General features: G+C 62.3%; 18 protein-coding genes and 2 pseudogenes. 4 read left to right on the forward strand and 16 right to left on the reverse strand.

Annotated features, from left to right (window positions below; all coding sequences use genetic code 11):
• Window positions 1–43: 43 nt before the first annotated feature.
• The 3 genes from RPB_RS25180 to RPB_RS15470 all read left to right on the forward strand — a co-directional run bounded on the left by RPB_RS25180 (window position 44) and on the right by RPB_RS15470 (window position 1,122).
• Window positions 44–175 carry a hypothetical protein gene (locus RPB_RS25180; protein ID WP_283804829.1) on the forward strand — a complete coding sequence of 44 codons (132 nt, stop codon included), beginning with the start codon at window positions 44–46 and terminating at the stop codon, window positions 173–175.
• 79 nt (window positions 176–254) lie between these two features.
• Window positions 255–725 carry a hypothetical protein gene (locus RPB_RS24645; RefSeq protein WP_011441952.1) on the forward strand — a complete coding sequence of 157 codons (471 nt, stop codon included), beginning with the start codon at window positions 255–257 and terminating at the stop codon, window positions 723–725.
• Window positions 726–831: 106 nt separating this feature from the next.
• Window positions 832–1,122, forward strand: coding sequence for a hypothetical protein (locus RPB_RS15470; RefSeq protein WP_011441953.1), 291 nt, complete (start codon window positions 832–834; stop codon window positions 1,120–1,122).
• A gap of 296 nt (window positions 1,123–1,418) precedes the next feature.
• On the opposite strand, the pseudogene RPB_RS24215 reads toward RPB_RS15470, so the two are convergent.
• The 6 genes and pseudogenes from RPB_RS24215 to RPB_RS15500 all read right to left on the reverse strand — a co-directional run.
• Window positions 1,419–1,556 (reverse strand): annotated as a pseudogene (locus RPB_RS24215) (IS5/IS1182 family transposase); the annotation flags it as partial.
• 36 nt (window positions 1,557–1,592) lie between these two features.
• Window positions 1,593–2,396 (reverse strand): hypothetical protein, encoded by an 804-nt coding sequence (locus RPB_RS15480; protein WP_049824695.1) that lies wholly within the window; start codon window positions 2,394–2,396, stop codon window positions 1,593–1,595.
• Window positions 2,397–2,401: 5 nt separating this feature from the next.
• Window positions 2,402–2,959 carry a hypothetical protein gene (locus RPB_RS15485; protein ID WP_011441955.1) on the reverse strand — a complete coding sequence of 186 codons (558 nt, stop codon included), beginning with the start codon at window positions 2,957–2,959 and terminating at the stop codon, window positions 2,402–2,404.
• A gap of 376 nt (window positions 2,960–3,335) precedes the next feature.
• Window positions 3,336–3,788 carry an STY0301 family protein gene (locus RPB_RS15490; protein WP_011441956.1) on the reverse strand — a complete coding sequence of 151 codons (453 nt, stop codon included), beginning with the start codon at window positions 3,786–3,788 and terminating at the stop codon, window positions 3,336–3,338.
• A gap of 26 nt (window positions 3,789–3,814) precedes the next feature.
• Window positions 3,815–4,660, reverse strand: coding sequence for a hypothetical protein (locus tag RPB_RS15495; RefSeq protein WP_157038836.1), 846 nt, complete (start codon window positions 4,658–4,660; stop codon window positions 3,815–3,817).
• Window positions 4,661–5,164: a hypothetical protein gene (locus RPB_RS15500; RefSeq protein WP_011441958.1), complete on the reverse strand. Its 504-nt coding sequence runs from the start codon at window positions 5,162–5,164 to the stop codon at window positions 4,661–4,663.
• A gap of 720 nt (window positions 5,165–5,884) precedes the next feature.
• Between RPB_RS15500 and RPB_RS24650 the strand changes: the two genes are divergently transcribed.
• Window positions 5,885–6,205: a transposase gene (locus RPB_RS24650; RefSeq protein ID WP_041798281.1), complete on the forward strand. Its 321-nt coding sequence runs from the start codon at window positions 5,885–5,887 to the stop codon at window positions 6,203–6,205.
• 18 nt (window positions 6,206–6,223) lie between these two features.
• Here RPB_RS24650 and RPB_RS24220 read toward each other — a convergent pair.
• The 10 genes and pseudogenes from RPB_RS24220 to RPB_RS15550 all read right to left on the reverse strand — a co-directional run.
• Window positions 6,224–6,421 (reverse strand): annotated as a pseudogene (locus RPB_RS24220) (transposase); the annotation flags it as partial.
• Window positions 6,422–6,876: 455 nt separating this feature from the next.
• Window positions 6,877–7,641: an SDR family oxidoreductase gene (locus RPB_RS15510; protein ID WP_011441959.1), complete on the reverse strand. Its 765-nt coding sequence runs from the start codon at window positions 7,639–7,641 to the stop codon at window positions 6,877–6,879.
• Complete coding sequence (locus RPB_RS15515) at window positions 7,638–9,176, reverse strand: class I adenylate-forming enzyme family protein (protein ID WP_011441960.1); 1,539 nt, start codon at window positions 9,174–9,176, stop codon at window positions 7,638–7,640. Before RPB_RS15515 ends, RPB_RS15510 begins: the two co-directional genes overlap by 4 nt.
• On the reverse strand, window positions 9,173–10,204 hold the full coding sequence (locus RPB_RS15520; RefSeq protein WP_041798282.1) for an ABC transporter ATP-binding protein: 1,032 nt from the start codon (window positions 10,202–10,204) through the stop codon (window positions 9,173–9,175). Before RPB_RS15520 ends, RPB_RS15515 begins: the two co-directional genes overlap by 4 nt.
• Window positions 10,182–11,186, reverse strand: a complete 1,005-nt coding sequence (locus tag RPB_RS15525) for an ABC transporter ATP-binding protein (RefSeq protein WP_011441962.1) — start codon at window positions 11,184–11,186, stop codon at window positions 10,182–10,184. The genes RPB_RS15520 and RPB_RS15525 overlap by 23 nt, the downstream gene beginning before the upstream one ends.
• Before the next feature lies 1 nt (window position 11,187).
• Window positions 11,188–12,039: an ABC transporter permease gene (locus tag RPB_RS15530; protein WP_011441963.1), complete on the reverse strand. Its 852-nt coding sequence runs from the start codon at window positions 12,037–12,039 to the stop codon at window positions 11,188–11,190.
• A gap of 2 nt (window positions 12,040–12,041) precedes the next feature.
• Window positions 12,042–13,010: an ABC transporter permease gene (locus RPB_RS15535; RefSeq protein ID WP_011441964.1), complete on the reverse strand. Its 969-nt coding sequence runs from the start codon at window positions 13,008–13,010 to the stop codon at window positions 12,042–12,044.
• A 20-nt stretch (window positions 13,011–13,030) separates the two neighbouring features.
• On the reverse strand, window positions 13,031–14,638 hold the full coding sequence (locus RPB_RS15540) for an ABC transporter substrate-binding protein (RefSeq protein WP_011441965.1): 1,608 nt from the start codon (window positions 14,636–14,638) through the stop codon (window positions 13,031–13,033).
• Between the two features lie 76 nt (window positions 14,639–14,714).
• A complete protein-coding gene (locus RPB_RS15545; RefSeq protein WP_011441966.1) occupies window positions 14,715–15,152 on the reverse strand; it encodes a PaaI family thioesterase in 438 nt (145 codons plus the stop codon).
• Window positions 15,149–16,162, reverse strand: a complete 1,014-nt coding sequence (locus RPB_RS15550) for a quinone oxidoreductase family protein (protein WP_011441967.1) — start codon at window positions 16,160–16,162, stop codon at window positions 15,149–15,151. Before RPB_RS15550 ends, RPB_RS15545 begins: the two co-directional genes overlap by 4 nt.
• Window positions 16,163–16,172: the final 10 nt, after the last annotated feature.

Genomic DNA, 16,172 nt, shown 5'->3' on the forward strand with positions numbered 1-16,172 from the left:
GTAAAGTGCGTACGTCAGGGACTAAAACGAGGGACTTAATGCGGTGACCAACGGCCGGCGCGCCCAGTCGGTGCTCGACAACCACGCCGTCGAAGCCCTGATGAACGCCAAAGGTTCGATCGTGGTCGAGCTGGTCGCCATCATTATGCTTGGTCGATCAGTCGAACCGACATGATCGAGATATTCGTCAAGATAGAAGATTGCGTGAAGGCTCGGAGTCGCTGAAAACTGTCGTCGAAACGAGGACCCACCAGATGAAACTTCGCATTGCTCTCGCCGTCGGCGCCTTCGCGTGCCTTACAACCGTCGCGCCGCTGGCTTTCGCCGATGCAACCACCCAGATAATGCACGCCAATGCGCAGTGCTACGTTACGGCCAAAGGTGGATCGGGAGTCGATTGCCAGCCAAACAAGAAATTCCCCAACAAGAAAATAGACTTCACAATCGTCGGCACATTTGAGGACGGTAAACCGGTCAAATTCCGCAATCCCACGGCGATGTGCATGCTCAGCTGGTTCGACGGCAAGATGGGCTGCTACGCGCAGCCCAACGATCCATCGGACAAGACCATGATCTGGAAGACCTTCAATCGAGACGGCAAGGGCTATCAGATCCAGAATGTCGGTGCGAACTGCTGGCTGCACATCAATCCCGACGGTTTGGACTGCTCACCAGACAAGCCGGATCCCCGCGAGGACGCCTATTACTGGAATCTTCTCGGATAACTTCGTCGAGCCGGAATAATCACCTACACGACGGGCGGATACCGCCCGATCGCTTGTTTCGGCGCATACCCGGACTCCTGACCGTCTCCAATTGAAAGACCAACAGATGCCCGCCAAGCTCATCCTGCTCGCTTTCGTTGCCCTGCTCTCCCTTGTGCCGGCGGTCTCCGGCATCGCCGCCGGACTCAAATCCACGCCACAACAGGGCGGCGTCGGGACGCCCCAGAGCAATGTCGTCCCAGAACCGCCGATCATCCACATGGGCACTAAATTCTCGGCACCGTCGCAAAATTCCAATTCTATCGGCGCTCATCCGTCGCCCAACAACCAGCAACAACTTCAGCTGGACCTCCAACAGACGACGTCGCAGCCAATGCAGAATTTCGGCATCAAGTAGCAAGCGCTCCAAGCCATCGATGGTATGCAGCCCGGATGCGACGCGCCACCCGAGATGACACGGCACGGTGGAAGCTAATCCACCGTCACCGTGATTGGCATACACGGTGTGGATCGGTGCGGGGTCCCGGCGCCGATCGGCGTGGCAAGCCCCTTGGGTCGATTGAATTATAGAACATGATCACGCAAAGTGAATTCCGGCTTTCGGAAACGATCATACTCAAACAAGTAGTTTGAGCATGATGACGATTCGTCGATACGTCATCATGCTCGAGTCGTGGACTTATAAGCTCTGTGTCAAAGTCTCGTAGAGACCATCAGGACATCAGCGAGGAAGTTTCTCGCGAGCTTGTAGAAGTACGTGGCAATTCGCCGGAAGTATTCGAGCTCGCAGAACAAGCGTTCGATCAGGTTGCGCTGGCGATAGATACACGGATCGACCGAGAGTTTGCCGCCATCCTTCTTTCAGTGTCATTCCTTCGCGAAGATAAACTTCGCGTCTTGCGCCGGGTCGGCGTCGCAAGGTGCAGCGAGCATCGCGAATGGAAACGGCGCGTTTTCGTCCTTCGGCGCATCGACCTTCCAGCACAGCCCCTCGGCCGAGCGGATGGCCGCGGAATCGGTGGAGGCGGCTTTCGACTGCCACCGCGCCGCCGTGCGGTCGCAAGCTTCGAGCACCAGTTTCGCGGCGCCTCCGTTTGGCGCCGACTGCGCGTCGATGCAGAGGCCGGGATGCTGGTCGAGCGTCAAGGCGCCGTCGGCGCGAATGAAAACCTTGTCGGCGGGCAGCTTGCAATTGCGCAGCACCAGGTCGACGCCGGCCTCCCAGCGCTGGTCGCGCGCGCCGACACAGCTCGACGATGCGCCGGGCAAATCCGGATTGATCATCTCGCCGCCTGGACGGCTTGCCTGCGCCGCGGCAAGTTTTTCCGGCGACAGATTGCGAGCACAGATCTCGACGCCGCGACCGACCCAGCAGGCGCCCTTGCGCGTCAGTTCGCCGAGTGGAGCGTGCGCGTGGATCGATGCCGGATCCGCGTTCCAGCTCGCTTCCGCCCGGTTCTTCCCGGTGACGTTGACATAGGCGAAGTAATCGCCGCCGCTGATCCGGAATGAGCCGTCCTTGTCGGCGTCGAAGTCGCAGACCCCACTGATATAGGTCTTGCCGTTCACCACCAGCGTGCAATCGGCTGGACGTGGCGCCGCGACGGCGGGACCGGCCACCGAAAGGGCGAACAGGCCCGCGCACGCCGCGAGCATCGTCGTTGCGGTCATAGCTCTCATTTCGGTGCCCTCCTTGGCAGCTCTACGCCTGTAACACGGGCTTCATCGGCACGAAAACACCGCGCTGGTGTAGAGCTCGCGCGTGGTGTGTCGGTCACCGGCGACTTGCCCCTCTGATAGCGCAGCGTGCAGGCGCGGGTGGTGGCCGGCAGTGCTTTCTGCAGCGCATAGCCGCCTTCGTAGCGGCAGGTGATCGCCGACGGCGACTCCGGGGCCGGCTGGCCCTCGCCCCACAATGTGTAAACCAACGGTTCGCCGGCCTTCGCCTCTTCGCCGTTGTCGGCCATGCCGCTCATCATCTCGTTCTTGTTGTCCGCCAGCGGTGTGACATCTGGATCGATCAGCCGGACGATAGTGGGCCCGAAGCTCGGCTGCATACCGTTCAGATCGTATTCCTTGCCCTCGAACGGCAGCCGTTTGATCGCGGTATATGTCAGCTCGATCGTCGGCGGACAGGCGATCGTCGCGCCGCCGTCCTGCGCTTGCGCGGGCACAGCGCCGCCGAGGATGCCGATTGCAAGCACTGAGGTGCAACAGATGATCATGCGGGCCATGGTCGGCTCCTGGCTGGTCAGGTCTGGCGGCCGCGACCGCCGGTGAATACTTGCAGTCGCACATGTAGGTGGTAACGCGGATTTCCTTGCCGCCCCAAGGTACCATTCAGGCGTTATTCCAGTTCGGCGCGAGATTGTAGCCGGGGCGCATGCCTTCGCTGTTCGCCGCGCAGACGTAGTAAGCCTCGCCCTGCCCGCTTCCCTTCGGCTGGAAACGACCGGACGAGATCGGAGCGGCCGGCCTTGCCGCAGGTGACGTCGCACGGCCGGCCGCTTGCCGGCTGCCAGTTGACCTCGTCCGCTTTGGCCGACAGGCCGCCAAGAACGACGGTCGCGGCTAGTGCCGCGAAACCGTTTGTGCATTTCATCGATGCTGTCAGTTGCATTTGAAGGATGCCAGATCCATGCCCCAGCTGCCGCCGCCTGGATCCTTGCTGCGCAGGATCGCCGCGGTGCAGCTCTTCGGCCGTCCGACGGACCGGTGCAGCGTGACGCCGGCCTCGTACACGCAACCGATCCAGACCTCGATCTGCCCGTCGAACCGCCAGTCGAGACGTTTCTTTCCTTTGGGGGTCCCCGGCACGAGCACGGTCTGACCGGCGGTCCGGCCGAACACCGCGACGTCCTGCAGCCAGGTTTGCGACGAGGTGTCGCCGCCGATCACCGGCGTGAAGCCGGCGATCTGCTCAGGCTTCGCGAGCGTCACCGAAAGTGTCTGCAACCGCTCCGGGCACGCGATTGCGCTCTGGGCATGCAACGCCCCCGGCGCCGCTCCGATCAACGCCGCTACGAGCGCTATGATGCGCGTGCTTCGCCGCAACGACGGCATCGCTCCTCCAACTCTGACCGACAGGCTCAGTGCTCACCGCTCTGCATCGTGCAGGCTCCCAGATCTTGCACCACGCGGCGGACGTTTCCGAGTTGGAAATCAACCTTCTTGCCGCGCTCCTGCCAGTGCAGGACCGGGCCGTTCAGAAGTTCATCGGACCATGGCGTTCGCAGCGAGCCGCCGGCGTGTTCGATCGTTGCCATCACCTGGCGCACCGGACCATTGCCGATGCTGAAGCTGGCCGGCTGCTGGCCACCGCCAGCGCGCGCCGCGCCGCTCTTGTCGAACACGTAGGTTTCTTTGCCGGTCAGCACCCTGGTGTAGTTCGGACCGGCCTTGTAGCTCTGTGAAATCCGCAATTTCCAACTCGGCGCCGCGGTCAGATCGGCAAAACAGGAATTGAATTGGCCGGTCTTGTCGGTCTGGATCTGAACCTTCCATGCGCCCACGCTCGACCAGGTGACTTGCTGACCGCTGATCAATTTTCGGTTCTGGGTATTGTCGCCGACTGCGACGCAGCGAATCGTTGTCGGCGGCTTTTGACAGCCGTCCCTGAACCAGGCCACCTCGTTGTTGAGCGGCACTTTCTTGCCACAACTGTTGTTGCAGGCGCAGGTCTTGGGATTGCTGAGCACGCAGAACGGCTGGTTGCTCTTATACGGCTTGCTGGCGTATGAACCGCCGACCTCGATCCATCCCAGCGTGTATTGTTGGGCCTGCGCCGGCACCGACGCGGCAACGAACGGCAGCGCCGCAGCGAAGGCGACCCCAACGAGATTGCGAAACAGCATGATTTTCATAGCTTCACTGATGGTGTGGCGTGCGCCGCGGCGAGCAGGGCTTTGATGGAATTGCGCGATCGGTCGAAACAATCAGGTATTACCGGAAGCCCGAGCGACGCAACTGTCGAGACCGTTCATCACGCTCTCCATCGAGGTGTTTCCGATCGGCCATGCAAAGCTCTTCAGGCCGGTGGAGATCAGGATGTTGTTCTTGATCTTCAGAGCCGACTGAAATCCGGCCATGTCGATCACGGCCCAGGAGCGAATGCCGTTGGTAGTGCCGGGATAGCTTTTCTTGCGGGTGAAATCGAAACTGATGGTCATCGCGATCGGCCCTTTGAGTCCCGGCGTCGGCGGCACGCTGACGCTGTATTTCTGGGCGAGATTCTGGGCGATCCGCAACATGCCGACCTTGCCCTTGAGAGTTGCCGCGCAGCGATCGAAGCGGCCGTTCTCGTTGATACTGTCGATCGTAAATGGACCGATCTTCTGCACGGTTCTTTCCGCGTATTGCGACCACGCCGGCACCGCTGCGAACGACAACATCATGACGGCGGCAATCAGACTTCCAAGCACGGCGGCTGCGGTTTTCACTTCAGTTCTCCTGGTGCATGCGGACGATCGTCCGCCGAAGGGCGGGTCGTGAACAATCAGGGATGTGCTGTAGCGTATGCCAAAGCACCGCTTCGAAATCGGAAGGCGGGAGGTGAGCCGCTGAACCAGCTTGCGCCTGTTCCTATGCAGATTGCAGCTCGTGGTGACATGCCGATACACGCAGTCGATGGTGCAGACCGGCCTGCTTAGATAAGGCGGGCAAAGGCCCGCATACGGCGGTCAAGTTGACCAGCCTAACTAAAAGGCATCATTCTACGTCCCCCTCGCCTGCCGCATGGCACCTTCGCTCGCTCGGCTAGCGCTCCCGAGTTCCAATCTTATGAGGGTTCTGAAACGTAATCAATCGCCGCGAAAAGAAATGATGGGTAGCTGGTCGGCCGTGAAATATTCCCAAGCGCCTAAGATGTAAGATGAACCGCTCTATTCCCGGGAAATCGCCGTCTGAACAGCGATTTTATTGCAAGTTCAGGTTGGCGATTCCCTCGAATCTGAAGTTGTGATTTCCTTCGCTAAAGGGATCTGGCGGAAGGATTTCGATGCGGCGGCGGGAGAGCGGCGAGCAGGATCTGTTTCGGTCGCGGCTCGATTAGGTGATCGGCATGGAGCGCGCGCTAGTGAAACTCGCGCGGACGATCGACTGGCGATTTCTGGAAGACTAATGTGGCGCGGTCTACGACGACGATCCCGGGCGGCGCGCCGATGCCGACGCGACTAGTGGCGGGACTCGCGATCCTCAAGCACTCCTACAATGTCAGCGACGAGGTGTTGTGCGAATCGTGGCTGGAGACCCTTACTACCAATATTATTGCGGCGAGGATTTCTTCCGCACCGCTGCCGCTGTACCGTTCCTCGATGACCCACTGGCGCAATCGGATGGGCGAAGAGCGGCTGCAGGCGCTGCTGCAGGAGAGCTTGGCGGTCACCACCAAGACCTGCGCGATACGGCTCGTAATCGCCCCTCGAGCAGACCGCTATCGCCAGCGGACAGGCCAGGCGGGAGGCTTGCAGTTTTGTCCGTAAATGGCGCCCGAAGAGATTCAAACAGGCCTGCTTCCCGCTGTCGACTTCCGCCTTCTTGACCCAGTCATGCAGCGTCTGCGGCGTGCAGCCGATCTTGGCCGCGATCGACGTCACCGCCACCCAGCGCAACGGATGCTCGCTCGCATGGTCCAGCACCATCCGAACCGCACGGGCCCGAACTTCGGGTGAGAACTTGTTCGTCGTTTTGCTCGTCATGGCTCCATCCTCTCAGGAGTTGGAGCCTCCGGCAAACCCGGGGCGGTTCAAACGGATAGGACGAGCCGCTTCTCGCCCAAAGCATCGAGATGGGATTTCGCAAGGGTCGTCCCAAAACTGCGCTCAGGTCACCTAGTCGCGCCCCACCGCTTAGTGGCCGAGATGGCGCCACAGGCACTACTGTCCAACAGCAGAGAGAATGACACCAACGACGAGCATGAGTGATTCACGAATGACCGCAGTCCACCCCACTGACGCATCGATCAATGCTGTGATGCTCGATTGGAGCGTTGTCGCGAAGTCTTTTGAGCAGCGACGTAGTCACGACTTTCACGATCAAAGGCCGTGACTACGATGTTTCTAATGCCACCCAAATATCCAACGGGCAGTCTCAATCGAACATGGGTAAAAGCCGGTACGGCAGTTTCTCCAACCCGCGATTACCCCATACTAGATCAGAGCCTTTGCCCGCCCGAGGCGTCGATTCGCTGGCCAGTGATCCATCCACCAGCATCCGACAGCAGCATCAGCACCACTCCCGCAATGTCGTTCGGTCGACCGAGGCGCTGGAGTGTAATTGTCTCGGTAGCAGCGGCAGCACGCGCCTGATCCTTGTCGAGCGGGTTCATGTCCGTCACCGTCGCGCCGGGCAAGACAGCATTGACGGTGATGCCGCGGCGACCCAGCTGCTTGGCCAGGACCACGCTTAGAGTCTCCAATGCCGCCTTCGACGGCGCGTAAATGCTCATATCGGGAAACGCCGCCCGGGTTCCCATTGACGAGACGTTGACGATGCGACCGCCGTCTCTGATCGCTGGATGAAGCGCGCGGGTCAGAAAGAACGGCGCCCGGAAATTGACCGCGATCATGCGATCAAAGATCTCGTCGTCGACCTGGTCGATCCGGTAGCGCCCGCCATAACCGGCATTGTTGACCAATAGGTCGAAGCTGCGCTGTCCGGTGCGCTGTTCGACTTCGTCGAGAAATTTCGCCGCCAGCGCGTCGGGGCCGCCCCGCTCGGACAGATCGGCCTGAAGCAGAAAGCCGTCGCCGCCCCCGGCCCGGATCGCATCGAGAGTCTCCCCGGCCGCATCGGCGCCACCGGCATAGTGCACGCCGACAACCGCGCCTTCGCGCGCAGCAGCGATCGCGATCGCCCGTCCGATGCCGCGGCTCGAGCCGGTGACCAGCGCCGTCTTACCAACCAATGCCCCGCTCATGCGGCGGCTTCGGCGTGGGAGGAAACCGACCAGCCATTGGTGGCTTCCAGTTGCTTGGCCTCGCGGATCAGCGCCGCGCGATCGATCTTGTTGGTGCCGGCCCACGGCAGATCGGCCACGAAGCTGACGCGGCGCGGATGCTGATAGGTCGGCCCGTTGCGCAGCGCGTAGGCCTTGATGTCTTCGGTCGTGGCACTTTGGCCGTCGGCCAACACGAGGAAAGCCACCGGCATCTGTCCGCGCTCCTCGTCGGCGAGAGGAACGACCGCGGCCTGGCGCACTGCCGGATGCGTCTCCAGCATCTTCTCGACGTCGCCGGGATAGATGTTCTCGCCGCCGCAGACGAACATATCGTCGGCCCGGCCGATGAAATAATAGAAGCCGTCCTCGTCGCGACGCATGACATCGCCGCTGTAGTACCAGCCGTCACGCATCACCGAGGCGGTCTTGTCCGGCATGCCGCGATAGCGCGTCATCAGCGCCGGATTGCGCATCAGCAGCACGCCCTCGTTGTCGTTCGGGCCGTCGACCAGCTTCACCATCGACGGGTCGATCGGATAGCCGATCGTGAGCGGCGGCAGCGGCTTGCCCTCCGGATGAGGGCCGAACACGGACGGGCCGGCCTCCGTGGTGCCGTAGCCGTGAGTCAGCATGGCATGCGGAAACGCCGCCTGAATCTTGTCGGCCATGGCCCTGGTGATCGGCGCAGAGGCCAGCGCCAGCCGCTTCAGCCGGCTATAATCGTTGGCGGCCAAGAGGTCGGGCTCGCGCAGCAGCCGCGCGAACATTGTCGGCACCGCAGTAACCGCGGTGACGCCATGATCCGCCATGGCCTGCAGATAGCGCCGGCTGTCGAAGCCCGGCATCAGAACCATGCTCGCATTGCTGGCGAAGATGCTCTTGGCGCCGAACAGACCGTTCATGTGGAACAGCGGCTGGGCGATGATGTAGACCTCGTCGCAGGTGTCGGCGCTGACGCCCTTGGCGGCAAGCGCCCACAGTTGGCTGTCGTGGCTGAGCTCGACGCCCTTCGGCCGTCCGGTGGAGCCGGAGGTGTAGAGGATCTGTCCAAGTTCGCCCCGCTGCGCCTCCACCGTTTCGAATTCGCCCGGCACGATGCGCGCGGCAAAACCTTCGGGTCCCGCCTCGTCGAAGTCGAGGAACGCTAAGCCCGCCGGCAGAAGCTGACGCGAGGCTGTATCGACGAAGGCAAACTTGGTGTCGGAGTCGCGCAGCACAAAATCGATCGTTTCGGCCGGCTGCTTGGTGTTGACCGGCAGCGCGACGAAGCCGGCGCGCATGATGCCGAAATACGCCGCAATGTACTCCGCACGGTTGAGCGAGAGAATGGCGACCGTCGTTCCACGCGCCAAGCCAAGCCCGGTCAAATAAGACGCCACGCCATTTCCGAGCCTATCGATCTCGCTATGGGTCCAGACCCTCGGCTCCGGGGACCGCAGATCGATGATCGCGGGACGATCGAGACCGCGCGAGCGATCCACCAAATCTCCGAGGTTCTTCCATCGGAAGCTCATGCTCGTGCTCCTACCTTGTACTTCTCTTCGGCTTTCCGACTGAGCGACGAAACAGACGCGCTCGCCGCGCTCTCGATCTGATCGACGAGATCGTAGTGACAGGCCGTCCTGCGATTTTCGCCGAGCGGCCGGAGGATCGGCCTCTCCTGCCGGCAGTGATCCGTCGCGAACGGACAACGCGTCGAGAACGCGCAACCTTCCGGAAGATCGGTCGGGCTGGGCAGATCGCCCTGCAGCACGAAGCGCTTGCGGCTGCGCATGACGTGCGGGTCTGCCACCGGCGCGGCGGCGAGCAGCGCCTGGGTGTATGGATGTGCGGGGTGCTTCCAGATCGTCTCGGCGGAGCCCGTCTCGACGATCCGGCCGAGGTACATCACGATCAGCTTGTTGGCGATGTGCTGGACCATTGTCAGGTCGTGCGAGATGAACAGGTATGACACGCCGAGCTTGTCCGACAGATCCTGCAGCAGGTTGATCACCTGCGCCCGGATCGATACGTCGAGCGCCGACACCGGCTCATCGCAGATCACCAGCTTGGGCTTCAACGCGAGCGCACGGGCGATGCCTATGCGCTGCCGCTGGCCGCCGGAAAACTCGTGCGGATAGCGAGATGCCGCATCCGGCGGCAGACCGACTTGAGTCATCAGTTCGGCGACGCGCGCCGAGATGGCGGCCTTGTCGTAGCCCGCGACCTGCAACGGCTGCGCGATCAAATTGCCGACCGTGCGCCGCGGATTGAGCGAATTGTGCGGATCCTGGAAGATCATCTGCATCTTCGAGCGGATCGGACGCATCGCCGACGGCGACAGGCTGGTGATGTTCTGGCCGTCCAGCACGATCTGCCCGTTGTTGGCCGGGATCAGGTGCATGATGGCCTTGCCCAGCGTGGATTTGCCACAGCCGGATTCCCCGACGAGGCCCACCGTTTCACCCGGCTCGATCTCCAGGCTGACGTCGTTCACCGCGTGGACGACGCCGGACGACGTTTGATAATCGACGACGAGACTACGCACCGACAGAAGCGACATTGTAGTCCTCCGTTTCGGTAGCCAGGAAGCAGGCAGCCTCGTGGCCCGCACCCTGATTGATCAAAGCCGGATGTTCGACGCGGCAACGCTCGAACACCAGCGGACAGCGGTTGGCGAAAGCGCAGCCTTTCGGACGGTCCGATAAGCCCGGCACGGTCCCGGGAATTTCGACGAGCCGCCGCCGCCGTTCCTCGCCCGGCTTCGGCGTGGCGCCGATCAGACCCCGCGTATAGGGATGGCGTGGATCGTCGAAGAGTACGCCAACCGGTGCCTCCTCGGCCTTCTTGCCCGCGTACATCACGGTGACGCGGTCGGCGACATCGGCGATCACCCCGAGATCGTGGGTGATGAAGATCATCCCCATCCGGGATTCGCGCTGGATGTCCTTGAGCAGTTCGATGATCTGTGCCTGGATGGTGACGTCGAGCGCCGTGGTCGGTTCGTCGGCGATCAGCAACTTCGGCTCGCACGCGATCGCCATGGCGATGACGACGCGCTGATTCATGCCGCCGGACAATTCGTGCGGATAGGCATCGAAGCGACGCCGGGCATCCGGAATGTGCACCCGGTCCAGCAATTCCAACGCCCGCCTGTCCGCGGCGCGTCGATCCAGCTTGAAATGCCGGCGGAGCACCTCGGTGAGCTGATAGCCGACGGTGTAGACCGGGTTCAGCGAGCTCATCGGGTCCTGGAAGATGATCCCGATCTCGCGTCCCCGCACCGCTTGCATCCTGGTGTCGCTCAAGCCGATGAGATCGCGGCCTTCGAGCAGAATGGCGCCGCCCGTCACCTTTGCCGGCGGCATCGGTAGCAGCCCCATGATCGCCAGCGAAGTCATGGATTTGCCGCAGCCGGACTCACCGACCAGGCCAAGCGTCTGCCCGTGTTCGACGGTGAGGGAAAAGCGGTCGATCGCGCGCATCACGCCGCGCCGCGTGAACAGATCAACTTCGAGATCGCGAATTTCGAGCAGCGCCGCCATCTCAGCGGTCCCTCAGCTTGGGATTGAGCGCGTCATTCAGCCCATCGCCGATCAGGTTCATCGCCAGCACCGTCAGCATGATCGCAACGCCGGGGATCGCGCAGATGTACCAGGAGCGGCGGATCAACGTGCGGCCGTCGCCGATCAGCGCGCCCCAGCTCGCGACATTGGGATCGCCGAGACCGAGAAACGAGATCGCGCTCTCGAACAGGATCGAGCTGCCGATGATCACCGAGGCGAGCACGATCACCGGCGGAATCGCGTTGGGCAGGATTTCGCCCGCCATGATCCTGATGTTGCTCATGCCCATCGAACGGCACGCCAGCACGAATTCACGGTTCTTCAGCGTAAGGAATTCGGCTCGCGTCAGCCGGGCGATGCCCGGCCACATCGTGACGCCGATCGCCATCGTGATGTTGTCGATGGTCTGGCCCAGGATCGCCACCACCGTCATGATCAACAGGATGTTCGGGACCGTCTGAAACAGCTCCGTGATCCGGGTCAGGACCTCGTCAATCCAGCCACCGAACCATGCCGCGGCGGCACCGATCACGACGCCGATGGCGGTCGCAGTCAGCGCCGCGACGATGCCGATCATCAGCGTCGTTCGAGCACCGTAGGCTATCATCGCCAGAATGTTCCGGCCGATCGAGTCGGTGCCGAGCGGGTAGCGCGGGTTGGTGAACGGCCAGACCTCCGGCCGCGAGACGATGCGCAGCGGATTCTGTTCGATCAGCCAGGGTGCGGCGAGAGCGAGTCCCAACACGACGACAATGATGATAATTCCGAGCAGCGCGCCGCGGTTACGGGCGAAGCGCAAGGCAAACTCGGCAAAAGCGGATCGATCTTTCATGTTCATCGGCTCCGGATTCGCGGATCAAGCCGGTAGTAGGCAAGATCGACCAGCAGATTGGCGACGGCGACGACGACCGCCGACAGAACGAAGACGCCCAACACGACCGGGTAATTGCGACTCATCACGCTATCGAGCATCAAGCTGCCGATGCCCGGCCAGGAGAACACCGCCTCGATCACCACCGAGCCGCCGAGGACAGTCCCGAGCTGCAGGCCGAGCAGCGTGACGACCGGCAGCAGCGCGTTGCGGAAGACGTGCGCCAGGATCACGCGGGTCTTGCTCAGGCCCTTGGCGCGCGCGGTGCGGACGAAGTCGAGCGAGAACACCTCGAGCATCGAGGCACGCATCACCCGCGTGTAGATCGCGGCGTAGAACAGGCCGAGCGACAGCGCCGGCAGGATCAGGTGGCGGATCACGTCGACCACCTGCCCGACCGGCCCGAACTTCCCACCGATCGTGGTCATGCCGCCAACCGGCAGCCAATCGAGATGTACGGCGAAGAAGATGATCAGCATGATTCCGAGCCAGAACGTCGGCGCGGCGAAGAAGAACACCGCTGCCAGTGAGATCACCACGTCCCAGGCCGTGTTGACCTTCACCGACGCGATGACGCCGGCGATCATCCCGAGCGTCACCGCCACCCCGAGCGACGTCAGCATCAGCAGCAGCGTCGAGGGCAGCTGCGCCATGATGATGTCGAACACCGGCGCGTTCTGGCGATACGAATAGCCGAGGTCGAAGCTGAACACCGACCAGGTGTAGCGCAGCAGCTGCACGATCGCCGGCTGATCGAGGCCGTACAAATGCTTGAGGTGCTGCAACGTCGCCGGATCGGTGACCTGCTGCTCGGACGTCATGATGTCGAGCAGCGATCCCGGCGCCATCTGGATGAGCGTGAAATTCATCACGATGACGCCGAGGATGAGCGAGATGATCTGAAACAGTCGCCGCACGATCGAACGTTTCATCACGTCATCTCCTCTACAAATCAGACGTCGAGCCAAACGTCCGACAGGCTGTCCGCCGAAATATCGGCGCGATTGCCGACGCCCTTGACCTTCTTCGACATCATCGTCGTCGGGATCAGTTCGACCAGAACGGTGATCGGCAGATCTCGCGCTGCAATCTCTTGCAATTTGAAGGCCAAGTCCTTCCGCTTGGCTTCGTCGGACTCCACCGACATCTTGGCGACGATGTCGTCGACTTCGGGATTGGAATAGCCGGTGGCGTTGCGGAAGGCCGCGCCCTTCACAATCCCGCTCGTGCTGAGGTAGTCGGTCTGCTGGGGAACCAGCTCGACCCGCGCCGCGTAGTTCGACAGCGCGATGTCGTAGTCGTAATCGCCGTAGATCTGCTTCAGCGAAGTCGCTCGGTCGGGCACGGTGAGCGTCACTTCGACGCCGATGTCTTCCAGATTCTGCTTCACGAACTGGCCGACCTTGCCGTTCTCCTCGAACCAGCCGGCCGCAAGCAAGTGAACCTTGAAGCGCGACTTGCCCTTCTTCGGGTAGCCGGCATCGTCGAGCATCTTGGCGGCTTTCTTCGCGTCGAACTCGTATCGCGGCAGGTTCGGATTGTAGAATTTCGGGTTTGTCGAGCTGACGAAGGACGTGCCGGGCTTGGCGCGGCCGAAATACACAACGTCCGAGATGGTCGCCCGGTCGATGGCGGTGAGTAGTGCGCGGCGCACGGCCGGGTCCTTGACGATATCACGGCGGCTGTTGAATTCGATGGTCGAAGCCCAGGCCGCGCCGAGATAGCCGTCGTTCGATGCGACGAACTTGCCGGACTTGGACAGCCGGTCGATGTCCGGGGTCGGGATCGGGTTGAAGATGCCGAGCTGCAGTTCGTCGGCTTCCAAGGCCGCGGTGCGCGATGCGGCGTCGCGCCAGTAGCGCATCACCAGGCCGTTGAGATAGGGCTTGCCCGCATCCCAATATTTGTCGTTGGCGGCATATTCAATATGGCTGCCGCGCACCCACTGCTTGAACTTGAACGGACCGGTGCCGATCGGCGCGTTATTGGCGGGGTTGGTAACGATCTCCGAGCCGTCGTAGACGTGCTTCGGAATGACCAGCGAGGTCGCCAGCACCGACTTGAAGAAGAACTCCGGCGTCGGCTCTTTGAAGCTCACGCGCACCCCGCCTTCGGTCACCTCGGCCCCGGAGAAATTCTTCAGCGCCGCCTTGGCGATCGTCTGCAGCCAGTATTTTTCGATGCTGAAGACCACGTCGTCTGCGGTGAACGGCTTGCCGTCGTGCCACGTCACGCCTTTACGGAGCACGATGTCGTACGACTTGAAATCGGCCGAAGGCTTGACCTCGGTGGCCAGCACGGGAAGGAAGCCGGCCTGGCTGTCCTGGCGCAGCAGCGGCTCCAGGATCTTGGTCGAGCTGATCAGCGGGCTGGAGCCACCGCCGCCGGGAACGAACACGGCCTGCGGCTCGAAGCCACCCCAGGTCGCTACCAGCACGCCGCCCTTCTTCGGCTTCTCCTGCGCGAGTGCAGCAGGTGGAAAGCAAAGTGACGTTCCGGCGGCGATCGCCGCAAGGGCGGACGTACCCAGAAACACTCGTCTGTTGATGTGGCTAGTCATCTCGAATCTCCGATCCCTAACTGTTGGACGTTGTCAGTTGGCCGCCGAGCAGCGCTCGGCGGGGATAATTTGAAGATCAGTTGACCGACGCGGGGATCGCATAGGATCCGCGGCCGATCGCGACCAGGACACCCTTGTCGTTGAATAGATCGATATCGGCGACGCCCACCGTGCGGCCGACGCGGCGCACCGTCGCTTTGGCGACGAGCTTGGTGTCGACGGCGGGGCGCAGATAGTCGACCCGAAAATTGATCGTCGGGATGCCTCCGCCGACCAGCATCGCGATCGCAAAATCGCCGACGGTGTCGATGATCGAGGCCAGCGGTCCGCCATGCCATTGCTTGGTGCCCGGACCACGCTCGAATTCGGGACGGAATGGCGCCTCCATCGTCAGCACCTGCTGCTCGATATCGGCCTCCGTCACCTTCAACTGGCAGAACGCGATGAAAGGGGCGCGGTCGGCCATCACCTGCAGCTCGGCAATGCCGAGCGTCTTCACCGCGGCGGTGCTCATGGTGTCACCACGAGCTTGCCGAGCACCTTGCGGTCTTCGAGAACGCCCATCGCCTCGATCGCGCCCTCGAGCGGGAACGTGCGATCGATGACGGCCTTCATCTTGCCGGCGCGGATGAGCTCGAACAGCTTGAGAATGTCCTCGCGCTCCCAGCCGTTCGAACCGAGGATCTGCAGTTCGAAGGTCCAGATGAAGCGGATGTCCTCGGTCGGATCGAACCCCGCGGTGGCGCCGCAAGTCACCAGCCGGCCGCCTTTCCGCAGGCACTTCAGCGAAGGCACCCAGCTGTCGCCGCCGGTGAAGTTGACGACCATGTCGACCCCCGCCCCTTTCGAAGCCTTGCCGGCACGCGGCTTGCCGTGGCGGGCGCGGCATTCCTGCATGAAGTCGACTTCGTTGTAGAGAATGACCTCGTCGGCGCCGATCTCCATCAGGCGCTCGCCCTTCTCCGCCGATCCAGCACAGGCGATCACATAGGCGCCCGCCGCCTTGGCGAGTTGCACGCAGCAGATGCCGACGCCGCCGGACGCGCCGAGGATCAGCACCTTCTCGCCCGCCGAGACATGGCCGATGGTGGTCATCATCCGCAGCGCGGTGCCGTACGCCACCGGCAGGCACGATGCCTGCTCGAACGAGATATCGTCGGGCAGCGCGATCAGCTGGTGCGCACGCGTGACGCAGTATTCGGCGAGACCGCCATCGCGCGTTTCGCCCATCAAACCGCCTTCGACCCGGTTGATCGGATCGATCAACACGCGGTCGCCGACATTCCAGCCTTCGACCCCCGCGCCGAGCGCAGCGACTTCGCCGGCGATGTCGATTCCCATGATGATAGGCATTGGAATGCGGATGCCGGGCATCCCGCGGCGCGTGAAGATGTCGTGATAATTGTAGGACGTCGCCTTGACCTTGATCAGCACGTCGCCTTCGCCGGGCTCCGGAGTGGCGAAATCCTCGACATGAGCCATCTGGTCGAGACCGCCGTGGTCACGAAGCAGCACTGCACGCATTCATTTCTCC

Origin of the sequence: Rhodopseudomonas palustris HaA2 (assembly GCF_000013365.1) — a bacterium.
GTDB lineage: Bacteria > Pseudomonadota > Alphaproteobacteria > Rhizobiales > Xanthobacteraceae > Rhodopseudomonas > Rhodopseudomonas palustris_J.